The organism is Herbaspirillum sp. (genome assembly GCF_035644555.1).
In the GTDB taxonomy this organism is placed as follows: Bacteria; Pseudomonadota; Gammaproteobacteria; order Burkholderiales; family Burkholderiaceae_D; genus Herbaspirillum.
The window spans coordinates 1-24214 of sequence record NZ_DASQOH010000036.1 but is presented as its reverse complement, the minus strand read 5'-3'; the positions used below and the strand labels follow the sequence as shown (position 1 = coordinate 24214).

The following is a 24214-nucleotide window of genomic DNA, read 5'->3' as shown; positions in this document are numbered from 1 at the left end:
ACAAAACCGGCCCTGCATCAATAGAACCTCAGCACATGCATCAGTACCTGGATCACGATGATGCCGCCGATCAGCCCGCCGCCAAAATAGACGATCACCCCGAGCAACATGTTGGTGCGGCGCTGCTCGGCCAGGAGCTTGCGCATCAGTTCGGTATTCTGCGGCTGGCCTTCGCCGTTGGTGTAGCGGGTCAACGCCTGGTGTGCCAGACGCGGCAGCTCGGGCAGCAGACGGCTGTAGCGCGGCACCTCGACCTTCAATTGCTCGACGAAACCACGCCAGCCGATCTGCTCACTCATCCAGCGTTCCAGATAGGGCTTGGCAGTCTTCCACAAGTCCAGGTCGGGATCGAGCTGGCGGCCCAGGCCTTCGACGTTGAGCAGGGTCTTCTGCAACAGCACCAGTTGCGGCTGCACCTCGACATTGAAGCGGCGCGAGGTCTGGAACAGGCGCAGCAGCACCTGGCCGAAGGAGATGTCCTTGAGCGGGCGATCGAAGATGGGTTCGCAGCAGGCGCGCACGGCCGCTTCCAGTTCATCGACGCGGGTATCCTTGGGCGCCCAGCCGGATTCGATGTGGGCCTCGGCCACGCGCTTGTAGTCGCGACGGAAGAAGGCCAGGAAATTCTGCGACAGGTAATCCTTGTCGAAGTCGTTGAGCGTGCCGACGATGCCGAAGTCCAGTGCGATGTAGCGACCGAAGGTTTCCGGCGCCACCGACACCAGGATATTGCCCGGGTGCATGTCGGCATGGAAGAAGCCATCGCGGAACACCTGGGTGAAGAAGATCTCCACGCCATCCCGCGACAGCTTGGACAGGTCCACCCCTTCCGCACGCAGGCGCTCGGTCTGCGAGATGGGGATGCCATGCATGCGCTCCATCACGATCACCGAGGGCGAGCAGTAATCCCAGTACATCTCCGGCACCATCAGCAGCGTGGATTCGGCAAAGTTGCGGCGCAGCTGGCTGGCGTTGGCGGCTTCGCGCATCAGGTCCAGTTCGTCGTGCAGGTACTTGTCGAACTCGCCCACGACTTCCTTGGCCTTGAGACGGCGGCCATCCGCCCACAGACGCTCCAGCCAGTCGGCGGCCACGTGCATGAGGCCGATGTCATGGTCGATGATGTCGCGCATGCCGGGGCGCAGCACCTTGACCGCGACTTCCTTGCCATCCTTCAGGGTGGCGAAGTGGACCTGGGCAATCGAGGCCGAGGCCACCGGGGTGCGTTCGAAGCTGGCGAAGAGCAGGTCCGGATGGGCGCCCAGCGATTTCTCGATCTGACGCACGGCCAGTTCGGATTCGAACGGTGGCACGCGGTCCTGCAACAGCGTGAGTTCGTTGGCGATGTCGGGCGGCATCAGGTCGCGCCGGGTCGACAACACCTGGCCGAACTTGATGAAGATGGGTCCCAGGTCTTCCAGCGCGCGGCGTAAGCGCTCGCCGCGTGGCGCGGACAGGTCGCGCCAGAAGAAGATGCGGTTGACGATGCGGGCGAAGCGCGGCGGCGCGAATTCGGAGGCGATGATTTCATCCAGGCCATAGAGAATGGCGACGCGGATGATCTTGAGCAGACGCATGGAACGCAGCAGCATTTAGCGACGCTCCAGTTTCTCGATGCGCTTGGACAGACGTTCCAGGTCATCGCGCAGGCGCACGACGTCGGCAGAAAAGTCCTGCAGCTGGCGGGGGCGGATCAGCATCGGTTGTTCTTCCAGGAAATACTCGGCCAGGTTTTCGGTCAGCTTGCGCTGGGTGGTGCGGGCAGCCTCGAACAGGCCGCGCGCGCCGGAGACGATGCGGGTGGCGGCGACATCGCCGACCACGCGTGACAGGTCATCCTCGGCATCCCAGCGCAGCTTCTGGCTCAGTTGCGAAATGGCATTGGCAAAATCGGCATCGCCCTCCAGCTTGACGTAGGACACGGCGCGTTCGCGGTTGGCGGCGATCAGCGGCAGATCCGACAGTTTCAGGCGGATGGTGACATTGGCCGGCGCGTCGGCGGGGACATCCTGCAGGTAGCCGTCACCGGCCACCTTCAGGCGCAACTGCATGACGCCGGTATCGATGCAGGCGACCTTGCCGGCATGGGTGATGAGGGTATTGCGCGCCCACGGCTCCTGCGCCAGCAGATGGTTGATCACCGCCGCAGCGGGTTTCATCGGGCCGAGGGCCAGGGTGGACGGGTCGGGCAGCACGGACATGGGTTCCAGAAACGGGTTGAGCCGGGGACAGCAATAAGAACGCGGAAGCGGCGAAGAATTCACCAATATTCAGCTCCGCAAAAACAAAACCGCCCGATCAAGCGGGCGGTCTCAAGTGTAACAGCTTGGCGCACCGGCAAGGTTCACGCGCCGCGTGTTCCTTGATCCAGCACCGCCCGGCTCGGCTACACCTGCTGGATACCGGCCAGCACCCAGCCGCCGCTGCCGTTGAGGGGCTTGGACAGGTTCCAGATCTCGGCGAAGGGCTCGGCCGAGGCGTCCGGAGCTTCCTTGATCAGCCCCTGGAAGCGCACGGTGGCGAGGTAATCGAAGGCCATGGTCTCGATGCCCAGCAGTTCTGCATCCAGCTGCACGACATCGGTGGCATTGGGTGCGGCGCCGCGTTCGGTGAGCTGCATGCGCAGTTCGGCGAACATTTCCGGCGTGGTGAATTCGCGGATGTCGTTGGCATCGGCGCGATCCCAGGCGGCCTGCAAACGGATGAAGTAGGTCTTGGCATTGCGTACGAAACCGGCAGTGTCGAAGCCCTCGGGAATGCCCCAGTGCTGAATCTGCGCAGGCTGGCCGCTGGCGCCGTAGCCGCTGCCTTGCAGCGCGGCCGGGGAGCTGCCGGGGAAGGTCGGCGGCGGGTTGATGTCACGCAGGCCCGAGCCGATTTCTGGTGTCGCGCCGGCGGCGCTGCCGATGGGGCTCACGCCCGGCATCGGCGTGGCATAGGCCGGATTGCTGTTCTGCGCCTCGCGCCCCCGGGCGAACAGGCGGATCAGGAAGATCACCGCCGCGCACAGCAAGGCAATGGTCAGCAGAGAACCCAGCATGCCACCCATCGCACCGCCGATGCCGAAGTGCGACATCAGCGCACCCAGGCCGAAGCCCAGCAAGGCGCCGCCCAGCACGTTGCGCCAGGGGCTGGCAGGCTTGGGCAGGGGAGCGCTTTGCGGCGTGGCAGCCGGCGTCGCGGGCCGATAAGGCGTGGCAGCAGGCTGACTGTAGGACGGCGAAGACGGCGCCGCCTGGCGCGAATAATTGGACGATTGCTTGCCGAAGGAGCCGCCGCCACCCAGGCGCTTGGCTTCGGCCGGAGACATGACCAGCGCCAGCGATGTCATCGCCAGCAGCAATGCGAGAAGGAATTTTTTCATGGCTTACCTCTTGTGGATGTTGCCGTCAGTGCGGGATGCCGGAGCGCAAAGCAGATTGGCGATCCGACAGGGCCATTGTCACCCGGCAAAATTAAGCCAGCCTTAATGCCGGGCCACGCCAGGTCAGCCGCTGCCCGCCTGGCTTACATCTTGATGCCGGTATGCAGCGCGGCCACGCCGGCGGTCAGGTTGAAATACTGCACGCGCTCCAGACCGACCTGTTCCATCATCTGCTTCAGGGTTTCCTGGTCAGGGTGCATGCGGATCGATTCGGCCAGGTAGCGATAGCTGTCGGCGTCGTTGGCGACCTTCTTGCCCAGCCACGGCAGGACCGAGAAGGAGTACACGTCGTAGGGCTTCTTCAGCGGCTCCCAGACCTTGGAGAATTCCAGCACCAGCAGCTTGCCACCGGGTTTCAGCACACGGCGCATCTCGGCCAGGGCGGCATCCTTGTGGGTCATGTTGCGCAGGCCGAAGGCCACCGAAACGCGGTCGAAGTAGTTGTCCGGAAAGGGCAGCTTCTCGGCGTCGCACAGCATCGTGGGGGTGACGATGCCCTTGTCGAGCAGGCGGTCGCGGCCCACGCGCAGCATGGATTCGTTGATGTCGGTCAGCCATACTTCGCCGCTGGGACCGGCCTGCTTGGCGAAGGCCTTGGACAGGTCACCGGTGCCACCGGCAATATCAAGCACCTTGAAGCCGGGGCGAACACCCGCCTGAGCGATGGTGAAAGCCTTCCAGATGCGATGCAGGCCAGCCGACATGAAGTCGTTCATCACGTCGTACTTGGCGGCGACGGAGTGGAACACTTCCGCGACCTTGCGGACCTTCTCTTCTTCTTTGACGGTTTCGTAACCGAAATGGGTGGTGTTGGTCATGGCTAGGCCTGTAACGTTGAAGACGACATTATAAGAGACCGGCCACGCTGCGGTTTGCCCTGGATCAGCATGGCCTTGCAGCGTTCAGTGCGAGTGGCCGCAGCCGTGACCACCTGCGGCCTCGGCCTGGTGGTCGCGCCCGCTCTCGCGGGTGAAGCCCGCCGCTTCCAGTTTCTGCAGATAGGTTTCCCACATGGCGGCCTGGTCACGGCCGAGCTGGTAGAGGTAATCCCAGGTGAAGATGCCACTGGCATGGCCGTCCGAGAACAGCGGTTTGACGCCGTAGTTGCCGACCGGTTCGATGCCGTTGATCTCGACCTCGCGCTTGCCGGTCTGCAGCACTTCCTGGCCGGGGCCATGGCCACGTACTTCGGCCGAGGGTGAATACACGCGCATCAATTCGAATGGCAGCGAAAACATCACGCCATCATCGAACTCGACCTCCACCACGCGCGAGAGCTTGCGTACCTTGAAGGACAGCGGAACCGGAGAAGATTGGACGCTCATGGGCCATCCCTTGTGAAATCTGTGACACTCGTGAGAGAAACGGTCAGGCCGGGGCGTATTTCACGCCCGCCGTGACCGGCGCGGACGGTCAGCTTCCGAGACCTGCCGCGTCCAGCTGCCGGCGCACGGCTTCGCGCAGTTGCGGCAGCAAGGCGCGACGCGCGGCGAGGCTGGCCGCATCGGCCGGCCGACGCGGTTCGGCCCATACCGGGCTGGGGAAATGACGATCGTCGAGGAAGCGCGGGATCACGTGCCAGTGCACGTGCGGGGTCATGTTGCCCAGCGTGGCCAGGTTGACCTTCTCGGGTTGCATGACTTCGCGCTGCGCCGCCTCCACCGCCCAGACGGCGTTGGCCATGCGGGTACGCTGCTGCGGCGTGAGGTCGGTCATTTCCTTGACGTGGGTATTGCAGATCACGCGGCAAAAGCCGGGGTAATCCGCTTCATCCACCAGCACCACCCGGAACTCCGGATGGCGCCACAGCACCTCGCCGCCATCGCCGGCGCACAGTTCGCATGCAGGACTCTGGCTCATCATCGTCTCCGCTTACACCAGGATGCGTTCGATGCCGCCATTGTTGGCGCGCTCGACGTATTCCGGCATCCAGTTTTCGCCCAGCAGATGACGCGCCATCTCGACCACGATGTAGTCCGCCGTGGTGCCGGCGTCGTCGTTGTAGCGCGACAGCCCCTGGAAGCAGGACGGGCAGGACGTCAGGATCTTGACGTCGCCAGTGAAGCCGTCGGCGCGCACCTTGTCGCTGCCCTTACGCATTTCCTCTTCCTTGCGGAAGCGGACCTGGGTCGAGACATCCGGACGCGACACGCCGAAGGTACCCGACTCGCCGCAGCAGCGGTCGTTCTTCTCGATCTTCTGCGCATCCACCGTGGTGATGAGCGAGTTGACCGTCTTCAGCGGATCCTGCAGCTTCATCGGGGTGTGGCAGGGATCGTGGTACATGTAGCGGGTACCGGTCACGCCTTCCAGCTTGACGCCCTTTTCCAGCAGGTATTCGTGGATGTCGATGATGCGGCAGCCGGGGAAGATCTTCTCGAATTCATAGCCCTGCAGCTGGTCGTAGCAGGTACCGCAGGAGACCACGACGGTCTTGATGTCGAGGTAGTTCAGCGTGTTGGCCATGCGATGGAACAGCACGCGGTTGTCGGTGATGATCTTCTCGCCCTTGGCAAAGTCGCCGGTGCCGCGTTGCGGGTAACCGCAGCACAGGTAACCCGGCGGTAGCACCGTCTGCACACCCACGTTCCACAGCATCGCCTGGGTGGCCAGGCCGACCTGCGAGAACAGGCGCTCCGAGCCGCAGCCGGGGAAGTAGAACACCGCCTCGGTATCGGCCGTGGTGGTCTTGGGATTGCGGATGATGGGGACGATCTTGTCGTCTTCGATATCCAGCAAGGCGCGTGCGGTCTTCTTGGGCAGGTTGCCCGGCATCTTCTTGTTGATGAAGTGGATCACCTGTTCCTTGATCGGCGGCTTGCCGACGGTGGCAGGCGGCTTCTGGGTCTGCTTCTTGGCAAACTTCTTCATCAGGTCATTGCCCAGGCGCTGCGCCTTGAAGCCCCACTGCGTCATCACCTTGCGGGTGGCGTTGATGGTGGCCGGGTCGGTGGCGTTCAGGAAGAACATTGCCGCATTGGTGCCGGCGTTGAAGGACTTCTTGCCCATCTTGCGCAGCAGGTTGCGCATGTTCATCGAGACATCGCCGAAGTCGATATCGACCGGGCAAGGCGTGACGCACTTGTGGCAGACCGTGCAGTGGTCGGCCACGTCCTCGAACTCTTCCCAATGCTTGATGGAGACACCGCGACGGGTCTGCTCTTCATAGAGGAAGGCTTCCACCAGCAGCGAGGTCGCCAGGATCTTGTTGCGCGGCGAGTACAGCAGGTTGGCGCGCGGCACGTGGGTCGAGCAGACCGGCTTGCACTTGCCGCAGCGCAGGCAGTCCTTGACGCTGCTGGCAATGGCGCCGATGTCGCTCTGCTGCATGATCAGCGATTCGTGACCCATCAGGCCGAAGGACGGCGTATAGGCATTGCGCAGGTCGGCTTCCATGCCGGGCAGGTCCAGCAGCTTGCCCTTGTTGAAGCGGCCTTCCGGGTCCACGCGCTTCTTGTAGTCGCGGAATTCGCCGATCTCATCCTCGGTCAGGAATTCCAGCTTGGTGATGCCGATGCCGTGCTCACCCGAGATGACGCCATCCAGCGAACGCGCCAGCTTCATGATGCGGGCCACGGCGACGTGGGCATCCTGCAGCATTTCGTAGTGGTCGGAATTGACCGGGATGTTGGTGTGCACGTTGCCATCGCCTGCGTGCATGTGCAGCGCCACGAAGACGCGGCCGCGCAGCACGCGCTTGTGGATGGCCTGGCATTCTTCCAGGATCAGCTTGAAGGCCGCACCCGAGAAGATCTGGCGCAGTTGCGCGCGCACTTCCTGCTTCCAGGAGATGCGTACGGTGCGGTCCTGCACCACGTGGAAGACGGCCGCCTCGGGCTGCTCGATCAGACGCTGCTCGAACACCGGCAGCAGCTTTTCCAGGCCCAGGGCGACCAGTTCGGCCTTGGCTTCGCCGAGCGGCTTGTCCAGGTTGGCCAGCAGATAGGACCAGCGTGCGTGGGTCTGCTCCAGCAGGGTTTCAGCCTGGTGGACACGGTCTTCCAGCATTTCGGCGGCGGGGATGTCATCACCCTCGGCGTCGTCGCTCTTGCCCAGCGGCAGGTTGCCCTTGACGAAGAAGCTGTCCAGTTCGGCCAGCAGTTGCAGCTTGTTCTTGATCGACAGTTCGATGTTGATGCGCTCGATACCGTCGGTGTATTCGCCCATGCGGTTCAGCGGGATCACCACGTCTTCGTTGATCTTGAAGGCGTTGGTGTGCTTGGCAATGGCGGCGGTGCGCGAACGGTCCAGCCAGAACTTCTTGCGCGCCTCCGGGCTGACGGCGACGAAGCCCTCACCCACGCGGTTGTTGGCCATGCGGATCACTTCCGAAGCGGCAGCGGCCACGGCGTTTTCGTCATCACCAACGATGTCGCCGATCAGCACCATCTTGGGCAGCACGCCGCGCTTGGACTTGGTGGCATAGCCAACCGCGCGCAGGTAGCGCTCGTCCAGGTGTTCCAGGCCGGCCAGGATGGCGCCGCCACGCTTGGTTTCGGCGTCCAGGTAATCCTTGATCTCGACGATCGAGGGAATCGCATCGCGCGCCTGACCGAAGAACTCCAGGCAGACCGTACGGGTCTGCTTGGGCATCTTGTGCAGGATCCAGCGGGCCGAGGTGATCAGGCCGTCGCAACCTTCCTTCTGCACGCCGGGCAGGCCCGAGAGGAACTTGTCGGTGACGTCCTTGCCCAGGCCTTCCTTGCGGAATTTCTTGCCGGAGATTTCCAGGATCTCGGTCTTGAAGACTTCGGTCTTCTGGCCCTTTTCGCCGGGGTGCGACCATTCCAGCTTGAAGCGCGCCACTTCGACGTCGTGGATCTTGCCCAGGTTGTGGTCCAGGCGCGTCACTTCCAGCCAGTCGCCTTGCGGATCGACCATGCGCCAGCTGGCCAGGTTGTCCAGGGCGGTGCCCCACAGGACGGCCTTCTTGCCGCCGGCATTCATGGCGACATTGCCGCCGATGCAGGAAGCTTCAGCCGAGGTCGGGTCCACCGCAAAGACGAAACCGGCCTTTTCAGCCGCATCCGAGACGCGTTTGGTGACCACGCCGGCACCCGAGTAGATGGTGGCGTAGGGCTTGTCCAGGCCGGGCAGGATTTCCATCTCGACCGCGCCCAGCTGTTCCAGCTTTTCGGTATTGATGACGGCCGACAGGGGCGTCAGCGGAATGGCGCCGCCGGTATAGCCAGTGCCGCCGCCACGCGGGATGATGGTCAGGCCCAGTTCGATACAGGCCTTGACCAGGCCGGCCATCTCGTCTTCGGTGTCCGGGGTCAGCACCACGAAGGGGTACTCGACGCGCCAGTCGGTGGCGTCGGTGACGTGTGACACGCGCGAGAGGCCGTCGAACTTGATGTTGTCCTTGGCCGTGTAGCGGCCCAGCACACGGGTAGCGCGCTTGCGCAGGTCATAGGTCTGGCGGAATTCCTCGGCAAAGTCGGCGATGGCCTTCTTGGCTGCCTTCAGCAGGGCTTCCACGCTGGCGCTGCGGCGCTGGGCCTCGGCATCGCCGGATTCGGCCAGATCGGTGGCCAGGCGGCGCTTGTCCACTTCATTGAGGCGGTGATTGAGCGCCTCGATCAGCGCGGCGCGGCGCTTGGGGTTGTCCAGCAGGTCGTCCTGCAGGTAGGGATTGCGGCGGACCACCCAGATATCACCCAGGACTTCATATAGCATGCGCGCCGAGCGACCGGTCTGGCGCTTGCCGCGCAGCTCGTCCAGCAGGGACCAGGACGCTTCGCCCAACAACCGGATCACGATCTCGCGATCTGAGAAGGAGGTGTAGTTGTAGGGGATTTCGCGCAAGCGCGGAGGCGTGGCGCCATGGGGCGCGTCTGTAAGCAAGGCCTGGATCTGTGCGGGGGCGTTCATCTATGTATGAGGTAAATCTGCTGCCGGAGGAGCATTTTAGCCTATTGGCAAAACTCGCGACGGGATGGGCCGGTTTTGGGGAGCGACCGGACGACGTTTGCAGGGGCGGCCTGGCGGTGGAGGAGCCATAGCCAGGGTCGATTGAATTTATAAATGCAATCAATTTCAGTAAATTGATTGAATAAATCTATACTTCGTTCAGACCTCAGGTGAACATTCCTGAACCAATACCAGCGAGGAGGCTCCCATGTTGCAAGCACTGATGACGGAATTCCTGGAAAACCTGGCCATTACCCTGGCCGACTATGCCCAATGCAAGGCATGAGGGAGAGATCATGAACACAATGAACACCGCGACAACCTTCAGTGACACCGGCCTTTACCTGAAGCTCAAGACACGCCACCTGGCGGTGCTGGGCGTGACGGCCACCTTCCTGGCCATCCGCGTGGTGGAAGGCCTGCTGCCAGCCTTGAGCGCCTGAGTTGACCGCGTGAGCGCTTGCTCCGGCCGGCCAGACGGCACCTGCGGGTGCCGTTTCCATTTGCGTCAGCGCTGACCTATCGACCCAGGGCCCGGATCACGCCAGCCAGCTCCCCAGCTTGTGCCAGAAGCCGTCCGGTACATTCAACAGCAGCCAGGTCATCAGTACATAGCGGATGAACTTGCCGATGGCCATGTACACCACCGAGGGCCAGAACGGCAGGCGCAGCCAGCCGGCCAGGGTACAGATGGGGTCACCGATGCCGGGTAGCCAGGCCAGCAGCATGGTCTTGGCGCCAAACCTCTCCAGCCAGTGGAACCAGCGCGAGGAACGCTCCTTGGCGAAGGCCTGCTTGGCGCCATAGCCCATCCAGTAGTCGACGATGCCGCCCAGGGTATTGCCCAGCGTGGCCACCAGGATCACCGGCCAGAACATCTCCGGACTGGCCTTGATGACGGCGAACACCGCCGGTTCCGAGCCCAGCGGCAGCAGGGTGGCGGAGATGAAGCTGATCAGGAAGACCGACGTCAGGCCGACCGTGGGGATAGCGAGGATATTGAGCAGCCAGAGGACGGCGGATTCGATCATGCAGGCGGAGGGTAGATTGAAGGCTGGCCGCGGCCAGGGGGAATATGTTGCGAAACTTGCCATCCATCAAGCCCGGTCGAATGGCGCAGCGTGCATTCTAGCTGGTGCCATCGGGGCTGAATTCAAGAACTGAAGAAAGATTCACCCTCACCCGGAACTTGCCCCCCCGGCTTGCCGGTGCCCTGCCCTGCGCCGGTGGGCTCCTTTATAATGTCCAGTTCCCCTGGACCGGAGCAGCTACCGCTCTCCGCGCCCAGGAGGAATCCCGACCGGCTTACCGAGCCGCTTTTTCCCTTTGCCTGAATGCGATATGACCGCGCCTGAACCCGCTGCTGCTCGCCTGACCTCACTTCACTGAAGACCGACATGAGTAACGATTATCTGAAAAAAATCCTGACTGCCCGCGTCTATGACGTCGCCCAAGAAACCCCGCTGGAACTGGCGAACACGCTGTCGCAAAGGATTGATAATCGAATTTACTTCAAGCGCGAAGACATGCAGAGCGTGTTCAGCTTCAAGCTGCGCGGCGCCTACAACAAGATGGCCCACCTGACGCCGGCGCAACTCAAGCGCGGCGTCATCTGTGCCTCCGCCGGCAACCACGCCCAGGGCGTGGCACTGTCGGCCGCCCGCCTGGGCTGCCGCGCCGTGATCGTGATGCCCACCACCACCCCGCAGGTCAAGATCGACGCCGTCAAGGCGCGGGGCGGCGAAGTGGTGCTCTTCGGCGACTCCTTCACCGACGCCTATGAACACGCGCTCACGCTGGAAAAGAAGCAGAAGCTGACCTTCGTGCATCCCTTCGACGATCCGTATGTGATCGCCGGCCAGGGGACGGTGGGCATGGAAATCCTGCGCCAGCACCCGGACCCGATCCACGCCATCTTCGTGGCCATCGGCGGTGGCGGGCTGATCGCCGGTGTGGCCTCCTACGTCAAGGCAGTGCGCCCGGACATCAAGATCATCGGCGTGCAGACCACCGACTCCGACGCCATGGCCCGCAGCCTCAAGGCCGGTCGCCGCGTGGCCCTGCCGGACGTGGGCCTGTTCTCGGATGGTACGGCGGTGAAGCTGGTCGGTGAAGAAACCTTCCGCATCGCCAAGGAGCTGGTGGACGAGATCATCATCGTCGATACCGATGCCGTCTGCACCGCCATCAAGGACATCTTCCAGGACACGCGCAGCATCGTGGAGCCTGCCGGTGCACTGGCCGTGGCCGGCGCCAAGGCCTACGTGGAGCGCGCGCGCGCCAGCAAGAAGCCGATCAAGGGCGAGTCGCTCATCACCATCGCCTGCGGCGCCAACATGAACTTCGACCGCCTGCGCTTCGTGGCCGAGATGGCCGATGCCGGCGAGGCCCGCGAAGCCGTCTTTGCCGTCACCATCCCGGAAGAGCGCGGCAGCTTCCGCCGCTTCTGCGAGACCGTCGGCCCGCGCAACGTGACCGAGTTCAACTACCGCATCAGCGATGACAAGGCCGCACACGTCTTCGTCGGCATCCAGGTCTCGGCCGCCGACGAGGCCGGCAAGATCGCCCGCAACTTCGAGAAGGCCGGCTTCGGCGTGCTGGACCTGACCCACGATGAACTGGCCAAGGTCCACATCCGTCACCTGGTTGGCGGCAAAAGTGAACTTGCCGGTGACGAACTGCTGTATCGCTTCGAATTCCCGGAGCGCCCGGGCGCGCTGATGAAATTCCTCTCCAGCATGAACCCGGGCTGGAACATCAGCCTGTTCCACTACCGCAACCAGGGTGGCGATGTCGGCCGCATCCTGATCGGCTTGCAGGTACCCAAGAAGGAGATGAAGGAGTTTCGCGCCTTCCTGGCGCAACTGGGCTATCGTCACTGGGACGAAACCAGGAACCCGCTATACAAGCTGTTCCTCGGCTAGCACCGCTGGCCGCGCCCCAACCGGGCGCGGCCACGGCAATACCGAACGTCATCGCCAGCCAAGGCTGGCATCGCAGGAGCCTCACCATGAACCACACCACCCCGCCCGCCTCGAACGTCGCCGCCATCGGCCATTCGCCGGAAAGCTCGCCCCTGGGCAAGAGCTCGGAATACCCCACCCATTACGATCCGAGCCTGCTGTTTCCCATCCCGCGCGCGCCCAAGCGCGCCGAATTGCAGATCAGCGGCACCCTGCCCTTCTTCGGCGTCGATATCTGGACCGCCTATGAAATCTCCTGGCTGAACCTGCGCGGCAAGCCGCAGATCGCCATCGCCACCTTCATGGTGCCGGCCGATTCGCCCAACATCATCGAATCGAAGTCCTTCAAGCTGTACCTGAATTCCTTCAACCAGGAGCGCCTGGAAAGTGCCGACCAACTGGTGGAAAAGCTGCGCACCGACCTGTCTGCTGCCGCGGGCGCCGGGGTGCAGGTGATGCTGACCGAATCGTCGCAGTTCGGCCAGTTGCAGTTCGGCGAACTGGCCGGCCTGTCGCTGGATCGCCTGGATGTGGAAATCGAACCCGCCAGCGGTGGCGCCCACCCCGACGGCAGCCAACTGCGCGCCAACCACGAGGAAGCCCTGGTCGAGGAAACCCTGGTCTCGCATCTGCTCAAGTCCAATTGCCCGGTGACCAGCCAGCCGGATTGGGGCAGCGTGCAGATCCACTATGTGGGCGCGCCGATCGACCAGGAACGGCTGCTGAAATACATCATCGGATTCCGCGAGCACAACGAATTCCACGAGCAATGCGTGGAACGCATCTTCAGCGACATCCTGCGCTACTGCAAACCGCAGAAGCTGGCCGTCTATGCACGCTACACGCGACGCGGCGGCCTGGACATCAATCCCTGGCGCAGCAATTTCTCCAGCGGCAAGCCCCCCTCGCAATTGCGCAACGCCCGCCAGTGAGCCGGCCGGCGCCCGCCCCTGCGGGTGCTGTGGGATGTAAGAAAATTGTCACCAGACATGGCGGCCGCCGCGTTTGCCGCCTTTAAGGGACAGTCGACCGCACTGCGGTTTGGTAACATTTTCGGTTTTACGAAGCAGCGGGGGCGGGATATTTTTTCTCTCCTGCCTGTCCATTCCCTTGTGGATGAGCTTGCCGGGCCGGCGGCTTGTCCGCGCATCCGATTTTTCGTCAACATCCTGTCACCACGTTCAGGTTCCGCCTGCCGGAGCCGTGGGACTTCTGTTTTCCATCCACAATAACGATGACAACCTCCACCCTGCAACGGCACCTGGCCGCCCCCTTCCTTTCCCTGCTGCGGCGTGCCGCCCTCGCCGGCGTGGGTGCCGCCGCCTGCGCGCTGGCCCCGGCAGCGCATGCCGATGACAACCAGTACAGCCTGTGGCAGCAGACCAAGGACCACGCCGCTCGCATCTGGGATCAGGGCGACAGCGCGATCTACCTGTCCGGCGTGGCGCACCACGGCCGCAGCACCTATACCCCGCAGAAGCTGGATGAGCTCAATGAACACGCCTGGGGCCTGGGCTACGGCAAGACCCTGCGCAACGACAGCGGCAATGACGAGTCCCTCTACGGCTTCGTGATCAAGGATTCGCATCGCCATCCGCAATACATGGCCGGTTATGCCTATGAATGGGTATTCCCGATTGCCAGGACAGGTCTGGAGCTGGGCCTGGGCGGTACCGCCATGCTCATGAGCCGACAGGACTACTTCCACAGCGTACCCTTCCCGGTGCCGCTGCCGCTGGCCTCCATCGGCACCCAGAAGGCCAAGCTCATGTTTGCCTATGTGCCGCGTCTGTCTTCCAACAAGAACAACGGCGATGTGCTGCTGATCTTCGGCCGTATTGAGATGTAATTCGAAATGTCATTGCCGGTGATGCGATGACCGATGAGCGGGGCGGTGATGGATAAATCACCAACCCTCATCGGCACTGGGGTCGGCAAAAATATTTCCGCCTATCTCTACAAAAGTCGTACCTTGGGGCAAATCCGCTCCATGCGCCCGAAATCACCTGCTGTTCGGCGCTTTCAAAGCGTTCCTCCGGGTCCAAAGAGGCCTATAATCCTGCTCAAAGCTTCAGCCCGTGGCAATTCCTTGAGCGTCATGACTAATCTCGCAAAAATCCTGTCTCCAGAAAATGTGGTTCTGGATCTGGAAGTCTCCAGCAAAAAAAGAGCCTTCGAACAAGCCGGCCTGACTTTCGAAAACAACAGCGGCATCGCCCGCTCCACCGTTTCCGAAAACCTGTTTGCCCGTGAGCGTCTCGGCTCCACCGGACTGGGTCACGGCGTGGCCGTGCCGCACGGGCGTATCAAGGGCCTGAAGGCGCCGCTGGCGCTGTTCATGCGCCTGGCCGCGCCGATTCCCTTCGAGTCACCAGATGGCCAGCCGGTCAAGCTGCTGGTATTCCTGCTCATTCCTGACAACGTGACGCAACAGCATCTGGAAATCCTCTCGGAAATCGCCGAGATGTTTTCCGACGACGCGTTCCGCAACGAGCTCGCCGTCGAAACCGACCCTGCCGTGGTGCATGCACGCATCGTGACCTGGCAGACCTCGATGGAGAAGGCCGGCTGATCAGCCCGGCCGCCTCCGCTCGCCGCCCACCCGCCAGCAGACCAGACCGGAGCTACATGCCCAATTATTCCGCGTTGTCGATACAGCAGCTTTACGAAGAAAACCGTGAATCCCTGCAACTGGGCTGGTTCGCCGGCTTCCCCGGCGGCGAGCGCCTGATCTCCGGCGACGCCGTCTCGGCTTCCGACCAGGTGGGTCACCTGAACCTGATCCACCCGGGCCGCCTGCAGGTCTTCGGCCATCAGGAAATCGAATACTACAATCGCCTCTCCAACACCTCGCGCGCCTACCAGACCGCCGAGCTGGTGGCCGGCGAACCGCCGGCTTTCATCATCGCGCAGGGTCTCTCGACACCGCCCGATCTGCTGGCGGTATGCGACGAAAAGAATATCCCGCTGTTCTCCACCCCGCTGCCGGCGGCGCAGGTGATCGACTACCTGCGGGTGTACCTGTCCAAGAAACTGGCGCAGCAGATCACCATGCATGGCGTATTCATGGACGTGCTGGGCGTGGGTGTGCTGATCACCGGCGAATCCGGCCTGGGCAAGAGCGAGCTGGGGCTGGAACTGATTTCGCGCAGCCACGGCCTGGTGGCCGACGATGCCGTGGAGTTTGCCCGCATCGCCCCCAACATGATCGAGGGGCGCTGCCCCCCGCTGCTGCAGAACCTGCTCGAAGTGCGCGGACTGGGGCTGCTGGACATCAAGGCGATCTTCGGTGAGACCGCCGTGCGTCGCAAGATGCGCCTGAAGCTCATCGTCCACCTGGTCCGCCGCAGCACGCTGGAAGAAAACTACGAACGCCTGCCGCTGGATGCGCAGTATGAAGAAGTGCTGGGCCTGCCGATCCGCAAGGTGGTCATCCCCGTGGCGGCCGGCCGCAACATCGCGGTGCTGCTGGAAGCCGCCGTGCGCAATACCATCCTGCAGTTGCGCGGCATCGATACCCTCAAGGAATTCATCGAACGCCAGCGACGCGCCATGAACGGCGAATAGGCCCCCCTCGGATGCAACTTCCCGCCGACCGGGAAATGCCGTCTGCACTGCGAATCCGGCGCCCTATGCGTTATGATTGCCGCCATGAGAATCGTTCTGATCACCGGCATCTCCGGCTCCGGCAAATCGGTGGCACTCCATGTGCTGGAAGACGCCGGCTATTTCTGCGTCGACAATCTTCCACCCTCGTTGCTGTGCGACCTGGTGCAAACCCGCATCAAGGAAGGCGCCAGCATGCTGGCCGTGGCCACCGATGCGCGCAGCGCCGATTCCCTGGCCACCCTGCGCACCGACATCGAGACCCTGCGCACCGAGGGACATGACGTCAAGGTCTTCTTCCTGACTGCCTCTGACGATACGCTCATCACCCGCTTCTCCGAAACCCGCCGCAGCCATCCGCTGTCGCACCGCTTGCTGCCCGGCCGCAATCCGGCCGACCGCCTCACGCTCACCGAATGCATTGCGCTGGAAAAGGAAATGCTGGGCGACATGCAGGACATCGGCCTGGTCATGGATACCTCGCAGCTGAGCTCCAACAAGCTGCGTCGCTGGATCAAGGAACTGGTGGACCTGGAACGCTCGCCGCTGACGCTGCAGATCGAATCCTTCGGTTTCAAACACGGCCTGCCGCTGGATGCCGATCTGGTGTTCGACGTGCGCATGCTGCCCAATCCCCATTACGACGCTGAACTGCGACCGCTGACCGGGCGCGACGCCCCGGTCATCGAATTCCTGGCGGCCTATCCCGAGGTGACCGACATGTTCAACGACATCCGTGGCTTCGTGGAGAAATGGCTGCCGGCCTTCAAGGATGACAACCGCAGCTACCTCACCGTGGCCATCGGCTGCACCGGCGGTCAGCACCGCTCGGTCTATCTGGTCGAATTGCTGGCCAGCCACTTCCGCGCCACCGAGCAGGTGGTGAGCCGGCACCGCCAGTTGAACTGATCACCCGGGCCGGCGCCGCCTGCTACACCACCGAGAGCAGGTCCCGCGTCCCCAGTACGCCCAGCAACAGCTTCTTGACCGGCGCCGGCAACGGCGCATCGGCTAGCCTGTGGGCGGGATACCAGAGCAGGCCGCGCTCGGCGATGGCCTGGCTGCGACTGCTCAGCGCCACCTGGAAGGGCGCCACGTGCAGCTTGAAGTGGGTAAAGACATGCGAGAACGGCTGCAGCTTGCGGCAGCCTTCCAGCTCGCCGTAGGGCGCCACCAGGGTGCGCACGGCGGTATCAAAGCGCGCCGCATCGGCCACGCCGATCTCCGGCAGCGACAGCAGGCCGCCCCAGATGCCGCTGTCGGGCCGCTGCTCCAGCAGCACATCCTCGCCATGGGTGATGACCAGCATCACGGTCTCCTTTTCAGGAACCGCCTTCCTGGGCTTGCTCACCGGCAGTTCCGCCACCCGGTCCTGGGCCAGGGCCACGCAGCGCCCGGCCAGCGGACAGCGCTCGCAGGCGGGCTTGCCGCGCACGCACAGGGTGGCGCCCAGGTCCATCAGGCCCTGGGTATAGGATTCGATATCCTGTTGCGGCAGGAGCGCCACGGCACGCAACCAGAGCTTGTCTTCGACTGGCTTGGCGCCCGGATAGCCATCGACCCCGAACACCCGCGCAAAGACGCGCTTGACGTTGCCATCCAGGATGGCGGCGCGGCGGCCATAGGAAAAGGCCGCAATCGCCGCCGCCGTGGAACGGCCGATGCCGGGCAGGTCGGCCAGCAGTTCGGGATCCTCCGGAAAGCGTCCACCGTATTCGGCCACCACGCGCTGCGCGCACTTGTGCAGGTTGCGCGCACGGGTGTAGTAGCCCAGCCCGCTCCAGAGCGCCATCACATCCTCGGACGACGCGGCGGCCAGCGAGAACACATCCGGGCAGCGCTCCAGGAAGCGCTGGTAATACGGGATCACGGCCGCCACCTGGGTCTGCTGCAGCATGATTTCCGAGAGCCAGACGCGATAGGCGTCGCGGGTATTCTGCCAGGGCAGCTTGTGGCGACCGTGCTGTTTCTGCCACGCGATCACCTGAGCCGAGAAGGAGGAATCTTCATATTCCGACACCTCACCGGCAGCAGCCTTGCCCCGTGATTCGACAATACCCTTCATTTCTGGCAACTCACGCAATAAAAAGTGGAACGCTGGCCCTGCTTGATCTGGCGGATCGGCGTGGCGCAGATGCGGCAGGCCTCGCCGGTGCGGTTGTAGACGAAGTAACTCTGCTGGAAATAGCCAGACTGGCCATTGACGGCAATGAAGTCGCGCAGCGTGCTGCCGCCCTGCTCGATGGCCGCCGCCAGCGTTTCACGGATGGCCTCGGCCAGGCGTTCGTAGCGCGCCAGGCTGATCTTGTAGGCCGGCGTCTTGGGATTGATGCGCGCCTTGAACAGGCTCTCGGACGCGTAGATATTGCCCACCCCCACCACGATGTCGCCGGCCAGCAATACCTGCTTGATCGGCGCGCTGCGGCCGCGGGTCTGCTTGAACAGCTCGCGGGCGCTGAACTTGTCTTCCAGCGGTTCCAGCCCCAGGCTGCGCAGCAGCAGGTGTTCCTCGATGGCGCCATCGGCGCTGTCATGCCAGAGAATGGCGCCGAAGCGGCGCGGATCGGTCATACGCATGACTTGGCCGCCGACTTCCAGATCGAAATGATCATGCTTTTGCGGCGCGATGCCCGGCGGCAGGATGCGCAGGTGACCGGACATGCCCAGATGCACGATCAGGGTGCCATGGTCGAAATGGATCAGCAGGTATTTGCCGCGACGTCCGGTACGCCGGATCACCCGCCCCGCCAGCAGGCCCTGCAAGCCCGTCGGGAACGGCCAGCGCAGGCCGGTGTGACGCATGACGACGCCGCTGACGGTCTGGCCTTCGAGATAGGGCGCGACCCCGCGACGGGTGACTTCGACTTCTGGTAATTCTGGCATCGGCTGGCGGATAAGGGAGGACGGGCGTGAAGCTGCATATGATAATGCAGATGCCGAAAACAAGACCTGAAGCCGCAGGTGCAACCTGCGCAGGGAAGCTTGTCAAAGATGGATTACACTGCGCTGTCAGCAAAGCCACGTTTGTTGCGCGTAAAATCGAAACTCTCCGAATCGTCAGGATGAAATCTTGAAAAAAACCATCGCTCTCATCACCAGTTCCCTGCTGCTGACTGCCTGCGCAAGCCTGCAACAGCCCGGCGACAAGGCGGATGCCCAGGCGGCCCAGGACCAGAAGAGCGCGTCGGCCAAGTCGGCCGCCAATCGCAAGAAAGCCCCCAAGGCCAAGGTCCAGCCGCAGGAAGATGCCCTGCCGGCGCTGGAGCTGAGCGAGGACATCCTTTACAAAGTGCTGACAGCCGAGATCGCCTTCCAGCGCGGCCAGTGGCAGTCGGCCTACGTGACCATGCTGGCGGCCGCGCAGCAGACGCGCGACCCGCGCCTGGCCAAGCGTGCTGCCGAGATGGCAGTTGCGGCGCGCCAGGCTGGCGAAGCGCTGGTGGCAGTGCGCCTGTGGACCGAACTGGCACCGCACTCCGATGAAGCCCTGCAGAACTACCTGGGCCTGATCATGCTCTCGGACAGCGTCGATGAAATCGAACCGCTGCTGACCCAGCGCCTGGCCGATGCCGCGCCCCAGGCGCGTGGCCCGATGATCCTGCAGATCCAGCGCCTGCTCTCGCGGGCCAAGGACAAGCAGGCCAGCTTCACCATCCTGCAGAACATCACCAAGCCCTATGGCGACCTGATGGAAACCCACCTGGCCCTGGCCCAGGGCGCCTTCAGCATCGGCGACGGCGCCCAGGCCCAGCGCGAGGCTCGCGCGGCACTGAAGATCAAGCCGGACTCCGAACTGGCCGTGCTGACCGCCGCCCAGGTGGCCTCGGACAACAAGGAAGCGACCAAGCTGGTGACCGACTTCCTGCGCAAGTATCCCGATGCGCGCGAAGTGCGCGTGGCCTACGCCCGCAGCCTGGTGGAACAAAAGGATTACAAGCAGGCCCGCAGCCAGTTCGAGACGCTGTTGAAGGAAGACGGCGAAGACGCCACCACCCTCTTCGCGCTGGGTGTGCTGTCGGCCCAGACCGAGCAGTTGAAGGATGCCGAATACTATCTGCAGCGCTACCTGCAGGTGCTCTCGGCCCAGCCCGAAGAAGACCGTGATCCCAGCCAGGCCATCCTGCTGCTCTCGCGCATCGCCGAGGAGCGGCGTGACCTGGATTCGGCGTTGCGCTACCTGGACCAGGCCGAGCCGGGCAACGAGGGCTACGTCAACATCCAGGTGCGGCGCGCCCAGCTGCTGGCGCGCAAGAACGACATCGAGGGCGCCCGCAAGGCGCTCGAAGGCGCCCAGGCCGAATCGGCCAACGACGGCGAGCAACTGCAACTGCTGCTGGCCGAATCGAGCCTGCTGCGCGACGCCAACCGCAACCAGGAAGCCGCCGACGTGCTCAAGGGCGGCCTGGAACGCTTCCCCAACAATACCGACCTGCTCTACGACTATTCCATGGTCCTGGAAAAGCTGGGCAAGTACGACGAGATGGAAAAGTCCCTGCGTCGCGTGATGCAACTGGCCCCCGGCAACCAGCATGCCTACAACGCGCTGGGCTATTCTCTGGCCGATCGCAATGTGCGACTGCCGGAAGCGCTGGAGCTGATCCAGAAGGCGGCGGACATGGCCCCGGAAGACGCCTTCATCGCCGACAGCCTGGGTTGGGTGCTGTTCCGCATGGGTCGCCTGGAGCAGGCCGAGACGCAGATGCGCCGTGCCTATGGGCTGCGTCCGGATGTCGAGATCGGCGTCCACCTGGGCGAAGTGCTCTGGACCAACGGCAAGCAGGACGAGGCGCGCAATGTCTGGCGTGAGGCTGCTGCGAAAGAGCCCAGCAATGAAGTCCTGAAAAGCACGCTGGCGCGGCTCAATGTGAAGTTATGAGTCGCGTGCGTTCCTATCATAGCTTCCTGAAGGCGGCGCCTTTCTGTCTTGCCATCCTGCTGGCCGGCTGCGCCACGGTATCACAGGACAGCGTGGCGCCCAACGCCAGCGCGCCGGCCTACCAGTCCAGCATCGAGATCGATGGCCGCATCTCGGTCCAGTACGAGCAGGACCAGCGCCCGCAGTCGCTGCACGGCAGCTTCTTCTGGAAGCAGACCCCGCAGGAACTGAACCTGGAGATGTTCTCCCCCTTGGGCCAGACGGTCGCCACCATCAACGTCAAGCCCGGCATCGCCACCCTGGTGCAATCCGGGCGCGCACCGCAGGTGGCGCCCGATGTGGATGAACTGGCCGCGCAATCACTGGGATGGCCGCTGCCGGTGTCTGGCATGCGCCAGTGGCTGCAGGGCAGCGGCATCGATGCCAGCGGTAAGCCCTTCACCGCCCGTGCCGGCACGGAAGCGGCCAGCTTCGACACGCGCGATGGCTGGCGAATCACCTACGCCAACTGGGAGACCGATGCCGCCAGCGGCCAGGCCCGCCCCAAGCGCATCGACATGACCCGCAGCACCGCCCAGGCCGGCAAGGTCGCCATCCGCATTGCCATCGATGGCTGGAAACGACCCTGAGCGCGGACAACGCAAGGCCCTCACCTGACCACGCAACAAGCATGACCACCACCCTCACCGCCTGCCCGGCACCGGCCAAGCTCAATCTGTTCCTGCATGTGACGGGCCGCCGTCCGGATGGCTATCACCTGCTGCAATCGGCCTTCCAGTTGATCGACCGGTGCGACACGCTGGACTTCGCCCTGCGCGACGACGGCCGCATCGTCAGGACCAATGAGGTGGCGGGCGTGCCGGCCGAGTCCGATCTGGTGATCCGCGCGGCGCACCTGCTGCGCGAGGCCAGCGGCAAGCCCCACCTGGGCGCCGACATCACCGTGCACAAGATCCTGCCCATGGGCGGTGGCGTGGGGGGTGGCTCATCGGACGCAGCGACCACGCTGATGGTCTTGAATCATCTGTGGAATTGCGGATACAATCGCGCCTCTCTGATGGAGATGGGCCTGAAACTGGGCGCCGACGTTCCCTTCTTCCTGTTTGGCCGCAATGCATTCGCAGAAGGCGTGGGGGAAGAGCTGGCGGCACTGCGAACTGCGGATTGCTGGTTCGTGGTCATTGAACCAGGCGTATCTGTTCCAACTTCTTTAATATTTTCTTCAAAGTTGTTGACAAGGGATACCGAACCCGTCAGAATAACGGACTTTCCTGATGCGACGAAACAAATCGCTTCCAGCTTCGGGAAGAACGATCTGGAAATGGTGGCAACTGCGCATTTCCCCGAAGTTGCAGCGGCAGTCGAATGGCTGAGCAGGTTCGGAAGCGCAAGAATGACCGGATCTGGCGCCTGTGTGTTTTGTGCATTCGAACACGAACATCAGGCAGACGAAGTGCTCGAGCAATTGCCTTCGCGCTGGATCGGCTGGAAAGCCAAAGCGATGCAGGAACATCCTCTCGCCCATTTAGTGCAGTCGTAATGAAGAATTGGTTTGACGTGAGCGCAGCGCCTGGCATAGAGCGCGCGACACGGCGAGCAGCAAGTTGCGTAGGGGAATCGCCAAGCTGGTTAAGGCACCGGATTTTGATTCCGGCATTCCAAGGTTCGAATCCTTGTTCCCCTGCCATTTAATTCGGACAGGCCGTAGTACAGGCCCGGGTCCAGTCAGAAAAATAAGCCGTCAATGTGAGACCGATCAAGTCAAGCATTGTCGGCTTTTCGACTTTTTAACGATTGCATTCAGGGATACCCACATGGCACTTGAGAACCTGATGGTTTTTACGGGCAACGCCAACCCCGAACTGGCGCGCGGCGTCGCTGAGAAACTCGGTATCCCGCTGGGCAAGGCCAATGTTTCCAAGTTCTCCGACGGCGAAGTCATGGTCGAGATCAATGAAAACGTTCGCGGCAAGGACGTCTTCGTGCTGCAGTCCACCTGCGCACCGACCAATGACAACCTGATGGAAATCATGATCATGGTCGATGCTCTGAAGCGCGCCTCGGCCGGTCGCATCACCGCCGCCATCCCCTACTTCGGCTATGCCCGCCAGGATCGCCGCCCGCGTTCGGCGCGGGTGGCCATCTCGGCCAAGGTCGTAGCCAACATGCTGCAGGAAGCCGGCGTCGAGCGCGTCCTGATCATGGATCTGCATGCAGACCAGATCCAGGGTTTCTTCGACATCCCGGTGGACAACATCTACGCCTCGCCCATTCTGCTCAGCGACCTGGTCAACAAGAACTACGAAGACCTGCTGGTGGTCTCGCCCGACGTCGGCGGCGTGGTGCGCGCCCGCGCGCTGGCCAAGCGCCTGAACTGCGACCTGGCCATCATCGACAAGCGTCGTCCCAAGGCCAACGTCTCCGAAGTGATGAACATCATCGGTGAAGTCGAAGGCCGCAACTGCGTGATCATGGATGACATGGTCGACACCGCCGGCACCCTGACCAAGGCTGCCGAAGTGTTGAAGGAACGTGGTGCCAAGAAGGTCGTGGCCTACTGTACCCACCCGGTGCTGTCGGGCCCGGCCATCGACCGCATCGCCAATTCGCCTCTGGACGAACTGGTGGTGACCGATACCATCCCGCTGTCGCCGGCTGCACGTGGCTGCGCGAAGATCCGTCAGCTGACCTGTGCCGACCTGCTGGCCGAGACCTTCAAGCGCATCACCAAGGGTGACTCGGTTATGTCGCTGTTCGCTGAATAAGATTTTGCATTCGCCTCGCTGCGGTTTTCCGTGGCGAGGTTTTTTCATATTCCCTGGTCGCGGGGAATATTTAACTTGCGGGGCAACCGTCGATTGAATGATTCAACGACGAGCCCTGCCAACATTGGAGCTTCAACATGAAAGTGATCGCCTTTCCGCGTAATGAACAGGGCACCGGAGCGAGCCGCCGCCTGCGTCGCGCGGGTCAAACCCCGGGTATCGTCTACGGTGGCACCGCTGCCCCGCTGAACATCGCCGTTGACCACAACGCCCTGTACCACGCCCTGAAGAAGGAAACCTTCCACTCGTCCATCCTGGACCTGGAAATCGACGGCAAGGTCGAACAAGTGCTGCTGCGTGACTTCCAAGTCCACGCGTTCAAGCAACTGGTCCTGCACGTTGACTTCCAACGCGTGGACGCTTCCCAGAAGCTGCACACCAAGGTGCCCCTGCACTTCGTGAACGCTGAAGTGTCGCCGGCCGTCAAGCTGCACGGCGGCATCATCAGCCACGTGGCTGCTGAACTGGACGTGACCTGCCTGCCGAAGAACCTGCCTGAGTTCATCGAAGTCGACCTGTCCAAGCTGGACGTCGGCCAATCGATCCACCTGGCTGACCTGAAGCTGCCCAACGGCGTGACCGCCGTCACCCAGGAAAACCTGACCAT

General features: G+C 62.9%; 22 protein-coding genes and 1 tRNA gene. 13 read left to right on the top strand and 10 right to left on the bottom strand.

Annotation, left to right across the window (positions count from 1 at the left end; translation table 11 throughout):
* Positions 1-17 precede the first annotated feature (17 nt).
* From ubiB to VE092_RS09325, 7 genes are all read right to left on the bottom strand, one after another.
* Complete coding sequence (ubiB, locus tag VE092_RS09355; RefSeq protein WP_324876025.1) at positions 18-1592, bottom strand: ubiquinone biosynthesis regulatory protein kinase UbiB; 1575 nt, start codon at positions 1590-1592, stop codon at positions 18-20.
* Positions 1593-2201, bottom strand: coding sequence for a ubiquinone biosynthesis accessory factor UbiJ (locus VE092_RS09350; protein WP_324876023.1), 609 nt, complete (start codon positions 2199-2201; stop codon positions 1593-1595).
* A 185-nt stretch (positions 2202-2386) separates the two neighbouring features.
* Positions 2387-3364, bottom strand: a complete 978-nt coding sequence (locus VE092_RS09345; RefSeq protein WP_324876021.1) for a Tim44 domain-containing protein — start codon at positions 3362-3364, stop codon at positions 2387-2389.
* Positions 3365-3507: 143 nt separating this feature from the next.
* On the bottom strand, positions 3508-4242 hold the full coding sequence (gene ubiE / locus VE092_RS09340) for a bifunctional demethylmenaquinone methyltransferase/2-methoxy-6-polyprenyl-1,4-benzoquinol methylase UbiE (RefSeq protein WP_324876019.1): 735 nt from the start codon (positions 4240-4242) through the stop codon (positions 3508-3510).
* Between the two features lie 84 nt (positions 4243-4326).
* Complete coding sequence (locus VE092_RS09335; protein ID WP_324876017.1) at positions 4327-4749, bottom strand: DUF971 domain-containing protein; 423 nt, start codon at positions 4747-4749, stop codon at positions 4327-4329.
* A gap of 88 nt (positions 4750-4837) precedes the next feature.
* A complete protein-coding gene (locus tag VE092_RS09330) occupies positions 4838-5284 on the bottom strand; it encodes an HIT family protein (protein ID WP_324876015.1) in 447 nt (148 codons plus the stop codon).
* 12 nt (positions 5285-5296) lie between these two features.
* Entirely contained in the window at positions 5297-9298 is a 4002-nt protein-coding gene (locus VE092_RS09325; RefSeq protein WP_324876013.1) for an FAD/FMN-binding oxidoreductase, read from the bottom strand.
* A gap of 335 nt (positions 9299-9633) precedes the next feature.
* On the opposite strand from VE092_RS09325, the gene VE092_RS09320 reads away from it, so the two are divergent.
* Positions 9634-9780: a hypothetical protein gene (locus VE092_RS09320; RefSeq protein WP_166758461.1), complete on the top strand. Its 147-nt coding sequence runs from the start codon at positions 9634-9636 to the stop codon at positions 9778-9780.
* A gap of 96 nt (positions 9781-9876) precedes the next feature.
* On the opposite strand, the gene VE092_RS09315 is transcribed toward VE092_RS09320, so the two are convergent.
* Positions 9877-10368, bottom strand: coding sequence for a YqaA family protein (locus tag VE092_RS09315; RefSeq protein WP_006465114.1), 492 nt, complete (start codon positions 10366-10368; stop codon positions 9877-9879).
* A 354-nt stretch (positions 10369-10722) separates the two neighbouring features.
* Here VE092_RS09315 and ilvA point away from each other — a divergent pair, with 354 nt between their 5' ends.
* From ilvA to rapZ, 6 genes are all read left to right on the top strand, one after another.
* Positions 10723-12261 (top strand): threonine ammonia-lyase, biosynthetic, encoded by a 1539-nt coding sequence (gene ilvA / locus VE092_RS09310; protein ID WP_256385239.1) that lies wholly within the window; start codon positions 10723-10725, stop codon positions 12259-12261.
* Between the two features lie 86 nt (positions 12262-12347).
* A complete protein-coding gene (gene queF, locus VE092_RS09305; RefSeq protein ID WP_324876010.1) occupies positions 12348-13232 on the top strand; it encodes an NADPH-dependent 7-cyano-7-deazaguanine reductase QueF in 885 nt (294 codons plus the stop codon).
* Positions 13233-13534: 302 nt separating this feature from the next.
* Positions 13535-14149, top strand: a complete 615-nt coding sequence (locus VE092_RS09300; protein WP_324876008.1) for a hypothetical protein — start codon at positions 13535-13537, stop codon at positions 14147-14149.
* A 249-nt stretch (positions 14150-14398) separates the two neighbouring features.
* Positions 14399-14872 carry a PTS sugar transporter subunit IIA gene (locus VE092_RS09295; protein ID WP_324876042.1) on the top strand — a complete coding sequence of 158 codons (474 nt, stop codon included), beginning with the start codon at positions 14399-14401 and terminating at the stop codon, positions 14870-14872.
* A gap of 56 nt (positions 14873-14928) precedes the next feature.
* Positions 14929-15867: an HPr(Ser) kinase/phosphatase gene (gene hprK, locus VE092_RS09290; protein ID WP_324876006.1), complete on the top strand. Its 939-nt coding sequence runs from the start codon at positions 14929-14931 to the stop codon at positions 15865-15867.
* 84 nt (positions 15868-15951) lie between these two features.
* Positions 15952-16815 carry an RNase adapter RapZ gene (rapZ, locus tag VE092_RS09285; protein ID WP_324876004.1) on the top strand — a complete coding sequence of 288 codons (864 nt, stop codon included), beginning with the start codon at positions 15952-15954 and terminating at the stop codon, positions 16813-16815.
* A gap of 22 nt (positions 16816-16837) precedes the next feature.
* Here the strand turns inward: rapZ and mutY are convergent, their stop codons facing one another.
* Positions 16838-17971 (bottom strand): A/G-specific adenine glycosylase, encoded by a 1134-nt coding sequence (gene mutY, locus VE092_RS09280; protein ID WP_324876002.1) that lies wholly within the window; start codon positions 17969-17971, stop codon positions 16838-16840.
* Positions 17968-18789 carry a bifunctional DNA-formamidopyrimidine glycosylase/DNA-(apurinic or apyrimidinic site) lyase gene (mutM, locus tag VE092_RS09275; protein WP_324876000.1) on the bottom strand — a complete coding sequence of 274 codons (822 nt, stop codon included), beginning with the start codon at positions 18787-18789 and terminating at the stop codon, positions 17968-17970. The genes mutY and mutM overlap by 4 nt, the downstream gene beginning before the upstream one ends.
* 187 nt (positions 18790-18976) lie before the next feature.
* Here mutM and VE092_RS09270 point away from each other — a divergent pair, with 187 nt between their 5' ends.
* The 6 genes from VE092_RS09270 to VE092_RS09245 form a co-directional block, all read left to right on the top strand.
* On the top strand, positions 18977-20782 hold the full coding sequence (locus VE092_RS09270; protein WP_324875998.1) for a tetratricopeptide repeat protein: 1806 nt from the start codon (positions 18977-18979) through the stop codon (positions 20780-20782).
* Positions 20779-21411: a lipoprotein insertase outer membrane protein LolB gene (gene lolB / locus VE092_RS09265; RefSeq protein WP_324875996.1), complete on the top strand. Its 633-nt coding sequence runs from the start codon at positions 20779-20781 to the stop codon at positions 21409-21411. The genes VE092_RS09270 and lolB overlap by 4 nt, the downstream gene beginning before the upstream one ends.
* 41 nt (positions 21412-21452) lie before the next feature.
* The gene (gene ispE / locus VE092_RS09260; RefSeq protein ID WP_324875994.1) at positions 21453-22322 is read left to right on the top strand and encodes a 4-(cytidine 5'-diphospho)-2-C-methyl-D-erythritol kinase; all 870 of its coding nucleotides are present in this window, start codon (positions 21453-21455) and stop codon (positions 22320-22322) included.
* A 70-nt stretch (positions 22323-22392) separates the two neighbouring features.
* Positions 22393-22469: transfer RNA gene (locus tag VE092_RS09255), tRNA-Gln, on the top strand.
* 127 nt (positions 22470-22596) lie between these two features.
* Positions 22597-23547 carry a ribose-phosphate pyrophosphokinase gene (locus VE092_RS09250; protein ID WP_324875992.1) on the top strand — a complete coding sequence of 317 codons (951 nt, stop codon included), beginning with the start codon at positions 22597-22599 and terminating at the stop codon, positions 23545-23547.
* A gap of 137 nt (positions 23548-23684) precedes the next feature.
* Positions 23685-24214: 50S ribosomal protein L25/general stress protein Ctc (locus VE092_RS09245; RefSeq protein ID WP_324875990.1), on the top strand; the 530-nt coding region annotated here is incomplete at its 3' end.